Source organism: Ruegeria intermedia, assembly GCF_900129345.1.
GTDB classification, from domain to species: domain Bacteria; phylum Pseudomonadota; class Alphaproteobacteria; order Rhodobacterales; family Rhodobacteraceae; genus Ruegeria; species Ruegeria intermedia.
On the sequence record NZ_FQVK01000001.1, the window covers coordinates 286,713 to 304,965 of the forward strand.

Annotated in this window: 20 protein-coding genes; 5 read left to right on the top strand and 15 right to left on the bottom strand. The window is 63.9% G+C overall.

What is annotated here, in order from left to right; genetic code table 11:
* Positions 1–2 precede the first annotated feature (2 nt).
* From F3H26_RS01370 to F3H26_RS01380, 3 genes are all read right to left on the bottom strand, one after another.
* Positions 3–380: a hypothetical protein gene (locus F3H26_RS01370; protein WP_149774267.1), complete on the bottom strand. Its 378-nt coding sequence runs from the start codon at positions 378–380 to the stop codon at positions 3–5.
* A complete protein-coding gene (locus tag F3H26_RS01375) occupies positions 377–628 on the bottom strand; it encodes a hypothetical protein (RefSeq protein ID WP_149774268.1) in 252 nt (83 codons plus the stop codon). The genes F3H26_RS01370 and F3H26_RS01375 overlap by 4 nt, the downstream gene beginning before the upstream one ends.
* A gap of 97 nt (positions 629–725) precedes the next feature.
* Positions 726–2,753 (bottom strand): NADPH-dependent 2,4-dienoyl-CoA reductase, encoded by a 2,028-nt coding sequence (locus F3H26_RS01380; RefSeq protein WP_149774269.1) that lies wholly within the window; start codon positions 2,751–2,753, stop codon positions 726–728.
* Positions 2,754–2,888: 135 nt separating this feature from the next.
* On the opposite strand from F3H26_RS01380, the gene F3H26_RS01385 reads away from it, so the two are divergent.
* Positions 2,889–3,374: an RNA pyrophosphohydrolase gene (locus F3H26_RS01385; protein ID WP_149774270.1), complete on the top strand. Its 486-nt coding sequence runs from the start codon at positions 2,889–2,891 to the stop codon at positions 3,372–3,374.
* A 71-nt stretch (positions 3,375–3,445) separates the two neighbouring features.
* Here the strand turns inward: F3H26_RS01385 and F3H26_RS01390 are convergent, their stop codons facing one another.
* From F3H26_RS01390 to nth, 3 genes are all read right to left on the bottom strand, one after another.
* On the bottom strand, positions 3,446–3,985 hold the full coding sequence (locus F3H26_RS01390; protein WP_149774271.1) for a hypothetical protein: 540 nt from the start codon (positions 3,983–3,985) through the stop codon (positions 3,446–3,448).
* Positions 3,986–4,188: 203 nt separating this feature from the next.
* Positions 4,189–5,178, bottom strand: coding sequence for an adenosine kinase (locus F3H26_RS01395; RefSeq protein ID WP_149774272.1), 990 nt, complete (start codon positions 5,176–5,178; stop codon positions 4,189–4,191).
* Positions 5,175–5,819 (bottom strand): endonuclease III, encoded by a 645-nt coding sequence (nth, locus tag F3H26_RS01400; RefSeq protein WP_040633580.1) that lies wholly within the window; start codon positions 5,817–5,819, stop codon positions 5,175–5,177. The genes F3H26_RS01395 and nth overlap by 4 nt, the downstream gene beginning before the upstream one ends.
* A gap of 132 nt (positions 5,820–5,951) precedes the next feature.
* Here nth and F3H26_RS01405 point away from each other — a divergent pair, with 132 nt between their 5' ends.
* Both F3H26_RS01405 and F3H26_RS01410 read left to right on the top strand, forming a co-directional pair.
* On the top strand, positions 5,952–6,803 hold the full coding sequence (locus F3H26_RS01405) for a bifunctional helix-turn-helix domain-containing protein/methylated-DNA--[protein]-cysteine S-methyltransferase (RefSeq protein WP_005980227.1): 852 nt from the start codon (positions 5,952–5,954) through the stop codon (positions 6,801–6,803).
* Between the two features lie 177 nt (positions 6,804–6,980).
* Positions 6,981–7,415, top strand: a complete 435-nt coding sequence (locus tag F3H26_RS01410; protein ID WP_149774273.1) for a glyoxalase superfamily protein — start codon at positions 6,981–6,983, stop codon at positions 7,413–7,415.
* Positions 7,416–7,478: 63 nt separating this feature from the next.
* Here the strand turns inward: F3H26_RS01410 and F3H26_RS01415 are convergent, their stop codons facing one another.
* A complete protein-coding gene (locus F3H26_RS01415) occupies positions 7,479–8,918 on the bottom strand; it encodes an aldehyde dehydrogenase family protein (RefSeq protein WP_149774274.1) in 1,440 nt (479 codons plus the stop codon).
* Between the two features lie 217 nt (positions 8,919–9,135).
* Between F3H26_RS01415 and F3H26_RS01420 the strand changes: the two genes are divergently transcribed.
* Complete coding sequence (locus F3H26_RS01420; RefSeq protein ID WP_149774275.1) at positions 9,136–9,786, top strand: peroxiredoxin; 651 nt, start codon at positions 9,136–9,138, stop codon at positions 9,784–9,786.
* Between the two features lie 68 nt (positions 9,787–9,854).
* On the opposite strand, the gene F3H26_RS01425 is transcribed toward F3H26_RS01420, so the two are convergent.
* Positions 9,855–10,586, bottom strand: a complete 732-nt coding sequence (locus F3H26_RS01425; protein WP_149774276.1) for a glycosyltransferase family 25 protein — start codon at positions 10,584–10,586, stop codon at positions 9,855–9,857.
* 104 nt (positions 10,587–10,690) lie between these two features.
* Positions 10,691–12,841 (bottom strand): polyribonucleotide nucleotidyltransferase, encoded by a 2,151-nt coding sequence (gene pnp, locus F3H26_RS01430; protein ID WP_149774277.1) that lies wholly within the window; start codon positions 12,839–12,841, stop codon positions 10,691–10,693.
* A 284-nt stretch (positions 12,842–13,125) separates the two neighbouring features.
* Between pnp and F3H26_RS01435 the strand changes: the two genes are divergently transcribed.
* Positions 13,126–13,872, top strand: a complete 747-nt coding sequence (locus tag F3H26_RS01435; protein ID WP_223162401.1) for a DUF3299 domain-containing protein — start codon at positions 13,126–13,128, stop codon at positions 13,870–13,872.
* 227 nt (positions 13,873–14,099) lie between these two features.
* Here F3H26_RS01435 and F3H26_RS01440 read toward each other — a convergent pair whose 3' ends face one another.
* The 6 genes from F3H26_RS01440 to truB form a co-directional block, all read right to left on the bottom strand.
* Positions 14,100–14,477: a hypothetical protein gene (locus tag F3H26_RS01440; RefSeq protein ID WP_149774278.1), complete on the bottom strand. Its 378-nt coding sequence runs from the start codon at positions 14,475–14,477 to the stop codon at positions 14,100–14,102.
* A gap of 53 nt (positions 14,478–14,530) precedes the next feature.
* The gene (locus F3H26_RS01445; protein WP_149774279.1) at positions 14,531–14,905 is read right to left on the bottom strand and encodes a hypothetical protein; all 375 of its coding nucleotides are present in this window, start codon (positions 14,903–14,905) and stop codon (positions 14,531–14,533) included.
* 317 nt (positions 14,906–15,222) lie between these two features.
* Positions 15,223–15,492 (bottom strand): 30S ribosomal protein S15, encoded by a 270-nt coding sequence (rpsO, locus tag F3H26_RS01450; RefSeq protein WP_005980247.1) that lies wholly within the window; start codon positions 15,490–15,492, stop codon positions 15,223–15,225.
* A gap of 143 nt (positions 15,493–15,635) precedes the next feature.
* Entirely contained in the window at positions 15,636–16,721 is a 1,086-nt protein-coding gene (locus F3H26_RS01455) for a calcium-binding protein (protein ID WP_149774280.1), read from the bottom strand.
* Positions 16,722–16,815: 94 nt separating this feature from the next.
* Positions 16,816–17,325: a DUF1643 domain-containing protein gene (locus F3H26_RS01460; RefSeq protein ID WP_149774281.1), complete on the bottom strand. Its 510-nt coding sequence runs from the start codon at positions 17,323–17,325 to the stop codon at positions 16,816–16,818.
* Positions 17,326–17,347: 22 nt separating this feature from the next.
* Positions 17,348–18,253, bottom strand: coding sequence for a tRNA pseudouridine(55) synthase TruB (truB, locus tag F3H26_RS01465; protein ID WP_149774282.1), 906 nt, complete (start codon positions 18,251–18,253; stop codon positions 17,348–17,350).

Below are 18,253 nucleotides of genomic sequence, written 5' to 3' on the forward strand. Positions count from 1 at the left end.
GATCAGGCGGCCGCAGGCAGCAGGAAAATGTTGCGCGCCGTGGCCGAATGCAGCCGATCCGCGCCATACCACCGGCCCAGGACCGTCTTGTCCATTATGTCCGGATTGGCGGCGATGAACGCATCAAGATCTTCGTAGGGGGCTTGATCCATGCGCTCGGCAATCAGGCTCATGAAGGCGTAGGTGATCTTCAGGTTGAATTTTTCGGGCGCGCCGGCTTTGGCCGCAAGCGCCCGGATCCCTTTGGCGTAGATCGCCGACGCGTCGATGAAATCGTATTTCTTCAGCAGCTCGAAGGCGACCTGGACATGGGCAGGGTGGTCAAAAGTCGAATTGTCGATCTCATGGGCCTCGAAGGCGCGGGCAAGTGCGGTGGTCATTCTTCCGTTTCCTTGAACTTGTGGCTGTCTCCGGCGGTCCAGTCCAATTCGTAGACGGCTTTGAGTTGTTGGATCTTGGCCAGGGTCTCGTCCGAAAACGGGGACTTGTTCTCGAAACTGTGCAGGACGATGCCTTCGATCAGGTCACCCAGCGACATGTCCAGAGACTCGGCCAGCCCCTTGAGAACCTTCAGCAGGCGTTTTTCGATCCGGAGGCCGGTTTGGGTGCGTTCGATCTTGGTGTTCATGGTGTTACCGATGTACCGTGGTAACTCTGTTGTCAAGTTTCAAAACAAAAAAAGCCGCTTCCCCCGAAGCGGCTTTTGGACCGAGTGAATTCGGGATTCAGAGCGTCGCGGCCAGCCGCGTGCCCTGGTTGATCGCCCGCTTGGCGTCCAGCTCGGCCGCCACATCCGCGCCGCCGATCACATGCGGGGTGATGCCGCGTTCGATCAGCGCATCGGCCAACGACCGCTCGGACACCTGCCCGGCGCACAGAACGATCGTATCGGCCTTGATGACGGTCGGATCGGCGCGCTCTTCTCCGAACGAGACATGCAGCCCCTCGTCGTCGATCCGCTCATAGTTCACGCCGCCTACGAAATTCACGCCCTTCATCTTCAGCGTCGCGCGGTGGATCCAGCCGGTGGTCTTGCCCAACCCCTTGCCATGCGCCTGTTTCTTGCGCTGCAGCAGGGTGACCTGCCGCTTGGGCGCCTCGGGCTGCGGACCTTCGGGCGCCAGGCCCGAACGGTGCTGTTCGGGGTCGGCGACGCCCCATTCCTTCATCCACAGGGGCAGGTCGGTGGTGGGCGAATGGCCCTCCTCCAGCAGGTATTCCGACACGTCGAAGCCGATGCCGCCGGCGCCGATCACGGCCACCGATTTGCCCACCGGGGCCTTGTCGCGCAGCACGTCGATATAGTTCACCACATTGTCGCGGTCCTCGCCCGGGATCTGCGGATCGCGCGGGTTGACGCCGGTGGCGATCACCACCTCGTCGAACCCGTCCAGATCGTCGGCGCCGACCTCGCGGCCCAGTTCCACCTTGACGCCCAGATCGTCCAGCATGGTGCGATACCAGTCCACCAGGCCCCAGAACTCTTCCTTGCCCGGCACCTGCTTGGCCATGTTCAGCTGGCCGCCGATGTCGTCGGCCTTGTCGAACACGGTCACGTCATGGCCGCGCTGGGCGGCGGTCATCGCCGTGGACAGGCCCGCCGGGCCCGCGCCAACGATGGCCACACGCTTGGGCGTGGCTGCCTTTTCGATCACCAGCTCGGTCTCGTGGCAGGCGCGCGGGTTCACCAGGCACGAGGTCAGCTTGCCGCTGAAGGTGTGGTCCAGACAGGCCTGGTTGCAGGCGATGCAGGGCGCGATCCTGGCCGATTCACCAGCCATCGCCTTGGCCACGAAATCCGCATCCGCCAGCATCGGCCGCGCCAAGGAGACCATGTCGGCGCAGCCCTCGGCCAGCACCTGCTCGGCCACTTCGGGCGTGTTGATCCGGTTCGAGGTGATGACCGGAATCCCCACCTTGCCCATCAGCTTCTTCGTCACCCAGGCAAAGGCCCGGCGCGGCACGGATGTGGCGATGGTCGGAATCCGCGCCTCGTGCCAGCCGATGCCGGTGTTGATGATCGTGGCCCCGGCTTCTTCGATCCGCCGCGCCAGTTCCACCACCTCTTCGAAGGTCGAGCCATTGGGCACAAGGTCGATCATCGACAGGCGGTAGATGATGATGAAGTCGGTGCCCACCGCCGCGCGGGTGCGGCGCACGATTTCCAGCGGCAGGCGCATCCGGTTCTCATAGGACCCGCCCCAGCGGTCGGTGCGCTTGTTGGTGTGGGTCACCAGGAACTGGTTGATGAAATACCCCTCGGACCCCATGATCTCGACCCCGTCATAGCCCGCCTTCTGGGCCAGCACGGCGGCGTTCACGATGTCGCTGATCTGCTTCTCGATTCCTTCCTCGTCCAGCTCGGTCGGCGGGAAGGGCGAGATCGGCGACTTGATCGGGCTGGGCGCCACGCATTTTGGGCCATAGGCATAGCGGCCCGCATGCAGGATCTGCATGGCGATCTTGCCACCCGCCTGATGCACCCGGTCGGTGACGACGGAATGATTGGCCACATCCTTGTCGCTGGCCATCATCGCCGCCCCCGGCAGGACCGAGCCTTCGAGGTTCGGCCCGATGCCACCCGTCACCATCAGCGCCACGCCACCGCGCGCGCGGGCGGCATAGAATTCGGCCACCCGGTTCCAGTCGCCGGTTTCCTCAAGCCCGGTATGCATCGAGCCCATCAGGACCCGGTTCTTCAACGTGGTAAAGCCCAGATCCAGCGGGGCCAGCAGGTTCGGGTACGCAGTCATCGTGAAACTCTCCCTCAATTCGGGGCCGACAATCGCGCCGCACCGCTCCGGTGTCACGCGAAACCTGACGTCACCCCCTTTGCCGCCGCTTTGCCAGTTGCTACAGCTTGGCCAACCACATCACGAGGCCCGCCCATGACCCCAGAACAGATCGCCAAACTGCCCTATCGCCCCTGCGTGGGCCTGATGCTGATGAATGACCGGGGCAAGATCTTCGTCGGCCAGCGCAACGACCGGTTCGAGGACGCCTGGCAGATGCCCCAGGGCGGCGTGGACGAGGGCGAATCCCCGCGCGAAGCAGCCCTGCGCGAATTGCAGGAGGAAATCGGCGTCACCCCCGACCTGGTGGAAATCGTGGCCGAGACCGACGGCTGGCTGCCCTATGACCTGCCGCATGACATCGTGCCCAAGATCTGGAAGGGCCGCTATCGCGGGCAGCAGCAGAAATGGTTCCTGTTGCGGTTTCTGGGAACCGACGACCAGATCGACATTCAGACCGACCACCCCGAGTTCACCCGCTGGAAATGGCAGGACCCCGACCGCCTGATCGCCGAGATCGTGCCCTTCAAGCGCGAGGTCTACGAGCGGGTGATGGAGGCGTTTGGGGGGTATTTGGGGTGAGGGATCGTTTTCCTTCTTAACGCCCTGATTTTAATAAATTTTTGAAATACAAAGAAGGTCCATAGTGTGCTTCATCCATGCGCATAAAGCACGTTTGAGCAAACGAAGAGGAAAGGGATAAAGCTGACGAAGCACCAAGCTATCCGAGACAACCAATTGACCATTTCGCTCCTTCGATCGTTGGGGTCAATTTCAATTTCTGGGGCGAATGCTTTCCCGCGAATTGCTTCGATGGAAAGAAAAGGGATAGCGACAGGCCACGTAAGAAACAGAAAAACGCGACGTGGCCACCGGATAAACACCTGGCTCATCGCCCATTCGATCTTCCAGCTAAAGGGAATGAAGCCATACTCTTCCAAGGCGTCTTCCGGTCCGAAATGCCAGTTTTCGTCCCAACTCGGAATTGGTGATGTACGGACTACGATTATCGAGATGATCGAGTAATCAATCAGCCACGAAGGTACACGAAACGGCATCCACCAAAGAAGCACGGCGATTGTCCACTCTTTCACAGAGCGCCAGTGCTCCATTACGCCCTGCTCGAACCAATTCTGCCACTCGACTATCGCATCGCTCAGGCCGGCCAAGCCGAGCCAAGCAAGCACGGTCATAACAATCCAGCGAAAGAAGGACTTTTCTTTTTTCCGAGTCACGAGCTGGACACTATCGGAGACTGAATGCGCATGTAAGTCTCCACATCATCAAACATTTCCTCGACCTACAGCCGCATTCCCCTTCGTCAAAAATGTTGGCAGGACATCGGCATCCTGCCTGAACGTCGAGACCCGAGAAGTAGCAAAGTCGCAAGCCCCCCTCAAACCAACCCCTCTTCCCTCAACAACTCCAGCACGTTGGTATCCGGCCGTGGGCCGATATGGCTGATTACCTCGCGGGCGCAGACGTTGCCAATGCGGGCGCAGGTTTCCATGTCGCGGCCCGTCGCCATGCCGAACAGGAACCCGGCGGCGAACTGGTCGCCCGCGCCGGTGGCGTCCACCGGCACCACTTTCTCGACCGGTACATCGATGCGCGTGCCGTCGTGCAGAACCGTCACCCCGTCGCCCGAGCGGGTGCAGACCACCAACGGGCAGATCGCGGCGGTCTTGGCCAGCGCCTCTTCCAGGTCGTCGGTCTCGAACAGCGATTTGATCTCGGCCTCGTTGCCGATCACGAAATCCAGCTCGTGTTCGATCAGCAGCAGGAAATCGGTACGGTGACGCTCGACGCAGAACGGGTCGGAGATGGCGATGCCGGTCTTGCCGCCGCCGTTGCGGCAGTCGCGCGCGGCCTCCAGGAAGGCGGTCTTGCCCTTCTCCTTGTCGAACAGATACCCCTCGAGGAACATGATCTGGCTGTTGCCCGCCACCTCGGCCGGTACGTCCGTCGAGGACAGTTCGGACGAGATACCCAGATAGGTGTTCATCGACCGTTCGCCATCGGGCGAAACGAAGATCATCGAACGCGAGGTCGGCAGCTCGCCCCCCGGCACCGGCGGGTTCACGAAATCCACGCCGTCCTCGTTCATCGCATCGGCATAGAACCGGCCCAGCGCATCATCATGCACCCGCCCGATGAAGGCCGCGTCCAGACCCAGCGCACCCGCGCCCGCGATGGTGTTGGCCACCGACCCACCCGGCGTCTGCACCCGGTTTTCCATGGCCGCATACAGCACCTCGCCGCGTTCCCGCTCGATCAGCTGCATAATGCCCTTCTCGATCCCCATCATCTCGAGAAAGCTGTCGTCGGCCTGAGAGATGACGTCCACGACGGCGTTGCCGATGCCGGTCAGGTGATAGGTTTTCATAGGGTCTTGTCCTCGAATTGGCACAGGTCGCGGATCAGGCAGGTGCCGCATTGCGGTTTGCGCGCCTTGCAGTGGTACCGGCCGTGCAGGATCAACCAGTGATGGGCGTGAAGCTGAAAGTCCACGGGGATATTGTCTTCGATGGCGCGTTCCACGGCGTCCACGTCCTTGCCGGGGCAGATGCCGGTGCGGTTGCCGACGCGAAAGATATGGGTGTCCACCGCCTGCGCCGGGTATCGCCACCACATGTTCAGCACCACGTTCGCGGTCTTGCGCCCGACGCCCGGCAGCGACTGCAGTGCGGCGCGCGAGTTGGGAACCTCGCCGCCGTATTCCTCGACCAGGATGCGCGACATCTTGATGACGTTCTTGGCCTTCTGGCGGAACAGGCCGATGGTCTTGATGTGTTCGATCAGCCCCTCTTCGCCGAGGTCGAGCATCTTCTGCGGTGTGTCCGCGATCTTGAACAGCGCGCGGGTGGCCTTGTTGACGCCCGCATCGGTCGCCTGCGCCGATAGCGCCACGGCGACGACCAGCGTGTATACGTTCACATGCTCAAGCTCGCCCTTGGGTTCGGGGTCGGCCTGCTGGAACCGGGTAAAGATCTCGCGGATCGTGTGATAATCAAGCTGCTTTGCCATCCGGGCCTTAATGCCGCCCGCGGTGCCGGGTGACAAGCCCAAAGCCCGCTGCACCGGCAATGCGCAAGTTTCGGGTCGCACGGTCGGGCCCGGCCCGGCTAGGATGGGGCAAGCCACAGCAAGGTGAATGCCATGAACGTCCAGACATCCGAATCCGGTTACCACTACAACGTGATGCGGCGCGCGATCGATCTGATCGACCAGGGCGGCGAGTCCCTGTCGCTGGAAGAACTGGCCCGCCAGATGGACATGAGCCCCGCGCATTTCCAGCGCCTGTTCTCGCGCTGGACGGGCGTGTCGCCGAAACGCTACCAGCAATACCTGACGCTGGGCCATGCCAAGGCGCTGCTGCGCGAGCGGTTCACCACGCTGGAGACCGCGCACAGCGTCGGCCTGTCCGGCAGCGGCCGCCTGCACGACCTGTTCCTGAAATGGGAGGCGATGAGCCCCGGCGAATACGCCCGCAAGGGCGCCGGGCTGACCATCTATTGGGGCTGGTTCGAAAGCCCCTTTGGCCCGGCGCTGGTGATGGGGACGGCCAAGGGCATCTGCGGCATGGCCTTTGCCGCCGAGACCGGCGAAGAGGCCGCGATGCAGGACATGCTGTCACGCTGGCCCCTGGCCGACTATGTCGAGGATCCGATGCGCCTGCGCCCGTGGGTCCTGTCGGCCTTCGGCGCGGCCAGCGACCGGCTTGAGCCTACGCCGCTGTACCTGATCGGCTCACCCTTGCAGATCAAGGTGTGGGAGGCGCTGATGCAGATCCCCTCGGGCCAAGTGACGACCTATTCCCAGATCGCGCAGGCCGTGGGCACGCCGCAGGCGGTGCGGGCGGTGGGCACGGCGGTGGGCCGCAACCCGGTCAGCTGGCTGATCCCCTGCCACCGTGCGCTGCGCAAATCGGGGGGGCTGGGCGGCTATCACTGGGGGTTGCCCGTCAAACGCGCCATGCTGGCCTATGAGGCGGCGCAGGCCGATGCCTGATTGACTTGGGGTTCCGCGCCTGCCACAAGGCGAGCAGGTTCGGGTCTCCTGCCGCTCGCGGCCCTTTGGCTTTGGTGAAACCCGGTTCAAACCACATCTGTTGCCCTTTCCCGGCGCGCGGATGGCAAGGCGAGCCCCGTCCAATACGCGCGCCCGTTTTTGGAAACGAGGCAAGACATGACACAGATCCGAAACATCGCCCCCGTGGGTGAGCTGAAAGTGCAGGCCAAACGCCTGCGCGAGAAACTGCGTGGTGCCGGCGTGGCCCTGAGCCATGCGCAATCGCTTGAGATGATCGCCCATCAGCATGGCGCGCGCGACTGGAACACGTTGCACGCGATGGCCGGAAACCGGCTGCACCTGAAGGTCGGAGACCGCGTGCAGGGCACCTATCTGGGCCAGCCCTTCACCGGGGAAATCCGCGGCCTGACGGTGTTGGGCGACGGCGCGCAGCGGCGGATCACGCTGCAGTTCGACTCCCCGGTCGACGTGGTGACCTTTGACAGCTTCTCGGCCTTTCGCCAGCGCGTCAGCGGTCAGATCGGCTGGGACGGGCGTTCGGCCCGACACACGTCGAACGGCGAACCGCAGCTGGTGGTGCGCCCGGCCTGACGCAAATGGGGCAAGGCGCCGGACCGCGCCTTGCCCCGCATTTTGTGCGTTCCCGTGCGGGGGTTATTCCGGGGTCCAGCCGCTGATGGCTTTGACCTCCAAAAAGTCCTCGAGCCCCCAGACACCGCCTTCGCGCCCGTTCCCGGACTGTTTCATGCCGCCAAAGGGTGAACCGGCAGCGCGCGACTGGCCGTTCATCTCGACCATGCCCGAGCGCAGTTTGCGCGCCATGCGATTGGCGCGGGCGCCGTCCTGCGTCTGGACATAGTTGGTCAGGCCATAGGGCGTGTCATTGGCGATCTCGATGGCCTCTTCCTCGGTGTCGAAGGGGATCATCGTCAGGACCGGGCCAAAGATTTCCTCGCGGGCGATGGTCATCTGGTTGTTGGCGTCGGCAAAGACCGTCGGCTTGACGAAATAGCCCTTGTTGAAGCCCTCGGGGCGGCCGGTGCCGCCGGCGACCAGGCGTGCACCTTCGTCGATGCCTTTCTGGATCAGGGCCTGGATCTTGGTCCATTGCAACTCGTTCACGACGGGGCCGATATGGCGGCCTTCCTGCATCGCCGGCCCCACGGTGACCTTGCCCGCCACCTCGGCCGCGGTTTCCACCGCCTGGTCATAGATCGGGCGCTGCACCAGCATCCGGCTGGGCGCGTTGCAGCTCTGGCCGGTGTTGTTCATCATGTGCAGCACGCCGCGCTTGACCGCCTTGTCATCGGCATCGGCAAAGATCACGTTGGCGCCCTTGCCGCCCAGTTCCAGATGCACCTTCTTCAGCGTGTCGGCGGCGTTCTTGGAGATCGCCGTGCCCGCGCGGGTCGAGCCGGTGAAGCTGACCATGTCGACGTCGGGGTGGCCCGAAAGCTGAGTGCCCACGCCGGCCCCGTCCCCGTTCACAAGGTTGAAGACACCGGCGGGGAAGCCCGCCTCGTGCATCATCTCGGCAAAGATCATCGCGTTCAGCGGGCTTTGCTCGGACGGTTTCAGAACCATGGTGCAGCCCGCGATCGCCGCCGCGCCCACCTTGAGCGTGATCTGGTTCATCGGCCAGTTCCACGGGGTGATCAGCGCGGCGACGCCGACCGCCTCATAGATGATCCGGTCATTGGGGGCATGGTCGCCCAGGGGGCGTTCGAACTGGAAATCCTTGGCCGCACGCACGAAATTCTTCAGATGCCAGATCCCGGCGCCCACCTGCTGGGTGCGCGACATGTCGATCGGCGCGCCCATCTCCATCGACATCGCCTGCGCGAGGTCTTCGGCGCGGGTGGGGTAGATCTCGATCAGCTTTTCCACCAGCGCGATGCGCTCTTCGACCGGGGTGGCCATCCAGCCCGGCAGCGCCGCCTTGGCCGCCGCCACGGCCGCGTCGGTATCGGCCTGACCGCCCAGTGAGATCACCGTGCAGGGCTCCTCGGTCGAGGGGTCGATCACATGGAAATCATTGGCTTGGCTGGGGGCGACCCACTGGCCGTTGATGTAAAAATCGCGTTTCTCGATCATGGCGTGTCCTCTTGATCCGCATTCATTCGACCGCGCGGTCGGTTTTCCCGGGCACTCTGTCACTGCGGCCCCCTTGGAGCAAGGCAATTCTGGAAATTTGATCAAATTATTGATCGCAGGTTTTTTGCCCCTGTGCCACATCAATGGTTTAACCTGAGGGCAAAGTGATTAGGTTTGCACCAACCGACTCGGGTTTTCACAGGAAAGGAGATGCATCATGGGTTTGCGCATCAACGATACCGTCCCCAATTTCACCGCTGAAACGGACCAGGGCACCATCCAGTTCCACGACTGGATCGGCGACAGCTGGGCGATCCTGTTCTCGCACCCGAAGGATTTCACGCCGGTCTGCACCACCGAGTTTTCGGCGGTGGCGCAACTGGCCGATGAATGGGCCAAGCGCAACACGAAGGTGATCGGTCTGTCCGTGGACGGGGTCGAGGACCACAAGAAGTGGAAGAAGGACATCGAGGCCTATGGGAAGGCCAACCCCGGCTTCCCGATCATTGCCGATGAAGGGCTGGAAGTCTCGAAGGCATTCGACATGCTGCCTGCCGACGCATTCCTGCCCGACGGCCGCACCGCTGCCGACAGCGCGACCGTTCGCGCCGTGTTCATCATCGGACCGGACAAGAAGCTGAAGCTGTCGATGATCTACCCGATGACGGTGGGCCGCAACTTTGCCGAGGTCCTGCGCGCGCTGGACGGGTTGCAGATGAGCGCCAAGGGTGTGGCCACCCCCGCCAACTGGGTACCGGGCGAAGACGTGATCATCCCGCCCACGGTTTCCAACGAAGACGCGAAGGAGAAGTTCGGCGAGTTCGAGACGATCTTCCCCTATCTGCGCAAGACCAAGGCGCCGGCCTGACGGCGACCGGGTCGGGGGCTGTCTGCCCCCATCGCGCCCCAAGGGGCGCGATTCCCCCGAGGATATTTTCAGCCAGATGAAGCGGGCGCGCGCTGCGGATGCAGGTGCAGTTGCGCGCGATAGGCGGCGCGCTTGAATTCGCGGGTCAGTTTGTCGGTCAGGGGCGGTTTCGTCTGGATCGTCGAGCCTCCGAGTTCACCGGCCACTTCCTGGTTGCCGCTGCCCAAGAGGGAATGGACGGGTTGGCCCGTGATCCAGTGCATCTGCAGAAACGTGTCCACCGGGCGGTCGATCTGGTCGGTGGCGGCCAGCAGACGTTCCGCCGCCTTCCGCCCCACCACCTGACAGCAGCATTGCAGCCCGATGACCTTGGGCAGGATCAGGCGCAAGCCGTCGCGCTCGGCCAAGGTTTGGGCGGCGGTTTCGCGCTGCTTGACCGGGATGCGGATATAATGGTCAGGGGTCGCGATCGGGCGTAGCAGATCCAGCGCCGCTGATATCCGGCCGGGATCGACGCGCAGGTCATCCTCGGCGGTGATCGCCAGATCGATCCCCTCGTCGACCATCTTGCGCCAGATCCGGCGGTGGCTTTCGAAGACGCCGATTTCGGCCGGGCGCAGGGCGAAGGGGTAGCGCGGGCGATGCAGGTTGCCCGGGTGCAGTGTGACCCCGGCAATCTGCGCCGGATCGCGCCCGTCCACCGCTTCGATCAGTTCGGCATTGGGCAACTCGGCGCAGAGTTTCTCGGCATTCGGGCGGCGCGCGGTGCTGGAGGACATATGGATGATGAAGGATCGCATGATGCCGTGCATAGAGCAGGGCTGCGACCCGGGAAAGGCCCCGGGAGAACAAAAAAGACCCCGGCCGGAACCGGGGTCTTGGATTTCGCAAAGGGCAGGGCGGGTTATTCCGCGCTTTCCTCTTTCTTTTCTTTCTTCTCGGGCGCGATTTCTTCGCCGGTTTCCTGATCGACGCACTTCATCGACAGGCGCACCTTGCCGCGATCGTCAAAGCCCAAGAGCTTGACCTTCACTTCCTGGCCTTCCTTCAGAACGTCCGAGGGATGGTTCAGGCGGCGGTTCTCGATCTGGGACACGTGGACCAGACCGTCACGCTTGCCGAAGAAGTTCACGAAGGCGCCGAAATCGACGATCTTCACGACCTTGCCGGTATAGATCTTGCCTTCTTCCGGCTCGGCCACGATCGAATGGATCATGTCATAGGCCTTCTGGATGGCTTCGGCATTCGGCGAGGCGATCTTGATGATGCCGTCGTCGTTGATGTCGACCTTGGCGCCGCTGGTTTCCACGATCTCGCGGATCACCTTGCCGCCCGAGCCGATCACTTCGCGGATCTTGTCGGTCGGGATCTGCATGGTCTCGATGCGCGGGGCGTGGATCGAGAACTCGGCGGTCTCGCTCAGCGCCTTGCTCATCTCGTTCAGAATGTGCAGACGGCCGTCCTTGGCCTGGGCCAGGGCCTTCTCCATGATCTCGGGCGTGATGCCCGCGACCTTGATGTCCATCTGCAGCGAGGTGATGCCGTTTTCGGTGCCCGCGACCTTGAAGTCCATGTCGCCCAGGTGGTCTTCGTCACCCAGGATGTCGGTCAGAACGGCGTACGAGCCGTCTTCTTCCAGGATCAGGCCCATGGCCACACCGGCCACCGGCGCCTTGAGCGGAACGCCCGCATCCATCATCGACAGCGAGCCGCCGCAGACCGACGCCATCGAGGACGAGCCGTTCGACTCGGTGATCTCGGACACCACGCGGATGGTGTAGGGGAAGTCGGTCGGCGCCGGCAGCACCGCCTGCAGCGCGCGCCAGGCCAGCTTGCCGTGGCCCACCTCGCGGCGGCCCGGAGGGCCAACGCGGCCAACCTCACCGACCGAGTAGGGCGGGAAGTTGTAGTGCAGCAGGAAGTTCGACTTGAAGTTGCCGTGCAGCGCGTCGACGAACTGCTCGTCATCCCCGGTGCCCAGCGTGGTCACGGCCAGCGCCTGGGTTTCGCCGCGGGTGAACAGGGCCGAACCGTGGGTGCGCGGCAGCAGACCGGTTTCGGCCACGATCGGGCGCACGTCGGTGGTCGAACGGCCGTCGATCCGCTTGCCGCCCTTCACCACGTCGCCGCGCAGGATGCCGGCCTCGAGCTTTTTCATCGCCGAGCCGAGGTTCGGGTCTTCCAGCTGCTCTTCGGTCAGGGCGGCCTTGATGGCCTCGCGCGCGGCCGCGACCGCAGCGGTGCGCTCCTGCTTGTCGGTGATGGCGAACGCGGCGCGCATCTGCTCTTCACCCGCAGCCTTCACGGCCTCGTACAGCGCGGAATAGTCCGGCGGGGTGAATTCGAACGGCTCTTTCGCGGCTTCTTCGGCCAGGCTGATGATCAGGTCGATCACCGGCTGGATCTGTTCATGCGCGAAAGTCACGGCGCCCAGCATCTCGGCTTCGGACAGCTCGTAGGCTTCCGATTCCACCATCATCACGGCATCCTTGGTGCCGGCCACGACCAGGTCCAGGCGCTGTTCGGGGTTCAGTCGCAGGTCCTGCATGTCATCGACGGTCGGGTTCAGGACATATTCACCGTCGGTGTATCCCACGCGGCAGCCTGCAATCGGTCCGCGGAAGGGCGCGCCCGAGAGGGTCAGGGCGGCCGAGGCGGCGATCATCGCCACGATGTCGGGGTCGTTGACCAGATCGTGGCTGAGGACGGTGCACATCACCAGCACTTCGTTCTTGAACCCGTCCACGAACAGCGGGCGGATCGGACGGTCGATCAGGCGTGCGGTCAGCGTCTCTTTCTCGGTCGGACGCGCCTCGCGCTTGAAAAAGCCACCCGGCACCTTGCCGGCGGCATAGTATTTTTCCTGATAGTGCACGGTCAGCGGGAAAAAGTCCTGACCGGGCTTCTGTTCCTTGGCGAAGGTCACGTTGGCCATGACGCTGGTTTCGCCCAGGGTGGCAATCACGCTGCCGTCGGCCTGACGGGCAACCTTGCCGGTTTCCAGTGTCAGCGTCTCTTCGCCCCACTGAATTGATTTCTTCGTTACATCAAACATTTGCGTATCCTAGAAGGGAGCTCTCCCAGGCCCATCCCGGGTCTCCCGTTTGCGTGGCGGCCCCATTGCCGCCGACCCCATTCATCCTTGTTTCGAGTGCCGGGGTCAGGGCACAACGTCTCAGATGCTGCGCGCATACAATAGAATGCGCGGGATTGAAAGAGAAACCGAACGGCCCTGGCCCGCACGGGCAAGTGGGGGCATGGACGCACCGGGGGCGCGGCGCTAAGGTGACGGAGGAGGCATTCCGTTGTCTCCGGTTCGACCCCGGCGGAGGTACAGGTATGCGAGTCGGACGAGTGTTGGCCCCGTTGGCGGCCTTGCTGATGGCGGCGCAGGCGACCTTGGCCGGACCCGCGCCGCTGAACTGGTCCGACCTGCGCGACCCCGCGGTGCAGCAGTTCGAGGACCCCTATCGCGACCTCAGCCCCGAACAGTTCGACGATCTGCTGTTCGCCGTGCGCCTGCGCGGGCGCCTGCAACAGGATCGCGGCACCGCCGAGGAGCGTCGGAAATGGCAGGCCCTGCTGGATGAAACCGAGGACGCCCTGGCCGCCGACGGCATCGATGTGGACTGGTTGCTGGATCAGCGCGAAGCGGTCACCGAGCGCCGCCGTCGTGCTGCCACGCAGGGCAATCCGGCGTATGACGGTCAAATCGTGACCTTGGTGGGTTTCGCCATCCCCGCGCCGCCGGAGGCCGACGGGCGCGCGGTGGCCTATCTGGTGCCCGAGCGCGGCATGTGCAGCCACATGCCGCCGCCGCCACCGAACCAGATGATCCGGGTTCGGCTATCCAATGACTGGGCACCCACCTTAAATCACGAGCCAGTCCGCCTGACGGGCCGGCTTGTTATCGATCCGTCCGAACAGCAGATGGTCGTCGTGGACGGGCTTATGCCGATGCGCGCCACCTTCCGTCTTGATGTGACGGGGGCCGAGCCGTTGGCGCAGACGGCGCCGTCGACCGCGGATGCCGCCGAACGGATGCGCGCCGGTGCCCGGCGCAAGACCGGCGGGGCCTCGGACTGATCCTGCCTTTTGTGGGCGGGCGCTGAAAGCTTCTGCCCATAGCCGGCACCGCGCCGAAGCCGCTCTCCGGCTTGACCGGCGTTCAAGTCATGCGGCCGACGACGCCATCGGCGAAGGCGCAACCCGACACGCTGGCGCGCCGTCGCGCCGCGCAGCGCCAGGCCCAATCGCGCGGAAGTACGCCCGCCGTCTGACCGGCGTTCTTCCGGGCCACATGCCTGTGACAGTCAGCGGCGCCGCGGTCCTGCCACACATTTGCCGGTTTCCGCGCCGATGAAACGCGAGTGGCCCGGAGACCCGCCGGGCATCGCTACGCCTTCACCCAGCATGAAACGGACGCTGTGCCCGCCGTTCGGTCCGGCAGGAAACCGGGGGATCGGCTTGACGATCTTGAAATACCCCTCCGAAGTCTGGGTGATCGCCCCGTTGCGGGCGAGTTGCAGCAAACCCGCCTGTTGCGGAAGAACCCTGTACCCTTCGGCATCGCGGTTCGACACGACATCCTCGGGTGCAACCTCGAGGATCCCGCCGGGAGAGCACCTGAGCAGAAGCCTCTCCAGCTTTAACTCAAGCCCTTTCGCCGGACCTTCGGCGGGTTCCGCCAATTCGGTGACCCCGTCCTCGGTTGCGATGAACTGTCGGTTGCCCTTGAGGATCGTCAGGCTTCCGCCGGATTGGCTTCCCCGTTTCGATCCCGAGATGTTTCCGGACGGAAGACCGATTTCGCCGAGCCTGTAGCTTCCCACAACATGGTTCGCGCTGCGCTTGAGCTTTGAGGCGACCAAGCCTTTGGCAACGACCGCCTCGTCGCCGAAGGCTCGGCTTTCTGCGCGTCCGGTGCGATCTGCCTGACGACTGCCGCGATCTTTTCCGGGGTGACGATGTCAAGCCGATTGGCGCGTTGCCGTGCCGTCGTCATCTGGTTGCGAATTGCCAGAGCTTCACGGGCAAGCTTTCCATTCGGAGCAAGACTGAACAGTTGCGGAATCGTGTGTTCGATGAACTGGTCTGGATTGTCGCGTATCTGCGTCATGGTTCGTGGCGAAAGCTGAACATCCGCTGTCGGCGCTTCCGCCGTTTACATCCATGCAATGTTTACCGCGACCAAAACCGCGACGGGCTTCCAAAGTTGTGCCATCTGGATGAATCTCGCTCGTCTGAAAATACCCTCATTGGGTGGCCCGGGCCTAGAAGGGCCAACCCCTGGAGGAGTGATCCAAGCAGCTTTGCGGAAGGGATTCAGCGACTTCGCGGCAAGTCTCAAATGCCCTGATGGTCCGGCGACTGCGGGTATGAAAAACGCCCGCCAAATGGCGGGCGTCTGGAGCTGGAAAGCGGGGTGTTCCGGGCTTAGCGGCGGATGCCCAGCTTTTTGATCAGGTCCTGGTAGCGCGCTTCTTCCTTGCCCTTCAGGTAGTCCAGCAGCTTGCGGCGCTGGGCGACCATCTTCAGCAGACCACGGCGGCCGTGGTTGTCTTTCTTGTGGGTCTTGAAGTGCTCGGTCAGGGTGTTGATCCGCGAGGTCAGGATGGCAACCTGGACTTCCGGCGAACCGGTGTCGCCGTCCTTGGTTGCGAATTCTTTCATGACGCGTGCTTTTTCTTCGGCAGTGATCGACATCGGGGTCTCCTTTACAGGTTAGAGTTGATGGCGCAGGCCGGGATGTCGTCCAGCGCAGGCCCATGGAGAGAACCGCACCGATTCCGATGCGGATGGGCGCGTATAGGCGCATTTGGCGCGAATGGCAAAGGGTTTCTGGTCCGTCAGCCGGTTGCCGCGGACTGGGGCCCCGACAGGGTGGAAACCAGCTCGATATCGTCCAGCGTCAGCCCCTCGGCACCGAGCAGCTGTGCCACCAACTGCCCATTGACCAGCACCTGCGTCATGTCGGGGTCGTCGGCATTCTGTTCGATCGAGATCTCGGGTGCCTCGGGCTGGTCCCAGGACACCAGCAGCTTGTCCTGTCCGTGGGCAAAATCCGTGACGGTCACTTCCGGCCCGGCGGGGGCGCCGTCCAAAAGGAACGTGTCGTCGCCCGCGCCGCCGGTGGCGATATCGCCCAGGCCGGCCAGGATGGTGTCGTCTCCGGCCCCTCCGTTCAGAAAATCGGTGGACGGCGTGTCTTCGCCATCGGACCCGTCCACCGTGTCGTCCCCGTCGCCGCCGAACAAAGCGTCCGCGCCCGCGCCGCCGGCCAGGCGGTCATCGCCGGCGCCGCCCTGCAGCGAATCCTCGCCCGCGTCACCGGCCAAGATGTCGTTGCCCTGCCCGCCATACAGCTCGTCCTCGTTGGAGCCGCCGGTCAGCCTGTCGTCGCCGTGATGGCCAAAAAGCGCGTCGTCTCCGGTGCCGCCATCCAGACTGTCTGCGTCATCCTGCCCGTGCAGGGTGTCGTCGCCCGCTCCGCCGGTCAGCTTGTCTGTGCCCTGATCGCCGAACAGAACGTCATTCCCGTCGCCGCCTACCACGGTATCGTCGCCGCCATATCCGTTGATCTGATCGTTTCCTGCGCCGCCGGCCAGAACATCGTCGCCTTCCGCCCCGGCAATGACCAGGTTGCCTTCATAATCGGACAGAACGGTGCCGGCCGAGGGTGTCTTTTCCGCATCCGGCGCGCTGTCCTCGGGGGCGATTTCGTCCGTCGCGGTTGTGGTGTCGGGTTCGACAAGGTTGCCCTCGCTGGGCATGTCGTCGGTCTCGAGCAGGTTGCCTTGGGACACGTCGGCGGTCTCTTCGTCCTCGATCACGTCGGTGTCTGTCTCGTCCTCTTCCGAGGGCAAGAGGACATCGCTCATGGCATAGGCGGCGCCGCCGATGGCGGCCAGCCCAAGCAGGCCGAACAGGAACATGAAACCCTCCGGGCAGATATTGCTCCGAGTGTGAAATATCCCACCCGATCAGGGCGTTGGTCAAGGGCTACTTGATTCTGTGGTTAACCGCTCGTTACCGGCCCCAGGGCTGCGGTTGCTGCGAATAGGCGATGTACAGCGGGTGCTTGGGGTGGCCGTCCTTGGTCAGGCCCAGGTGGAACAGCGGCTGGCCGGTGCCGCGCAGCAGACGCTCGACCGCTGGGCCGCGATCCAGATGCGCGCCATGGGTGCCCCAGGCGGCGATCACCTGGTCGGCCCAGTCCACGCCGGCCAGGATGGCGGCGTCGTTGTCCGGCCCCACCGGATCGGCCGCCGCGCGCATCTTGCGCGGGTTGGTGTCGCGCCAGGCAAAGATGTTGGTCACCTGGAAGGCCCCGAACCCCAAGGCCCGCGCGCGCCGTTCGCAACGCTCGACGGTCGGGTCATTCTGCACCTCGGTCGCGGTCGAGGGGTTCAGCATCACGAACAACGCCCGGCGCCCGGCCGGATCCCAGATGCGGGTCAGGCTGTAGCGATAGCGTTCGCAGTCGGAATAGACGGCTGTCGAGGGCGCGTCGCCCTTGGTATGGGACCGGGTGATCATGCGCCTTCGCTTAGCACGGGACCTAACCGGCGAACACCCGGCTGGGGTGCAGTTCACCGGATTTGTAGATCCCCACCGCCACGGCCTTGCCGTCGAACGAGGCCCAGGCCTCGTCGCCGTATTCCACGTCGCCGGCCAGAACCATGCCGGGGTTGCCGTTGCGCAGGCGGGTGGCGCCTTCGGGGGTGCATTTCAGCTCGGGCAGGTCGGCCAGCCCTTCTTCCAGCGGGCGCAGGTAGTCATCCAGCGCCGGGGTTTTCGCCATCTCGTCGATCTGCTCGATGCTCAGGCCGTCCTCGGCGTCGAACGGGCCGGACCAGATCCTGCGCAGCTCCTTGACGTGGCCGTAACAGCCCAGCGCCTCACCCAGGTCGCGCGCGATCGAGCGGACATAGCCGCCCTTGCCGCAGGTCATTTCCAGCACGACATGATCGGGATCGGGACGATCGACCAGCACCAGCTCCTCGACCCACAGCGGGCGGGCGGCCAGCTCCACGTCCTCGCCGTCGCGGGCCAGCTTGTAGGCGCGCTGGCCGTCGATCTTGACCGCCGAGAACTTGGGCGGCACCTGCATGATCTCGCCCACGAAGGGCAGCAGGGCCTGCTTGATCTCGTCATCGGTGGGGCGCAGGTCGCTTTCCGCGATCACTTCGCCCTCGGCATCGTCGGTATTGGTGGCCTGACCCAGCCGCACGGTAAAGCTATAGGCCTTGAGCGCATCGGTGACGAAAGGAACGGTCTTGGTCGCCTCGCCCAAAGCGACGGCCAGAACGCCGGTGGCCTCGGGGTCGAGCGTGCCGGCATGGCCCGCCTTTTTGGCGTCCATCGCCCAGCGGACCTTGTTGACCACGGCGGTCGAGGTCATGCCCGCGGGCTTGTCGACCACCAGCCAACCGGAAATGTCGCGACCCTTGCGTTTGCGTCCCAT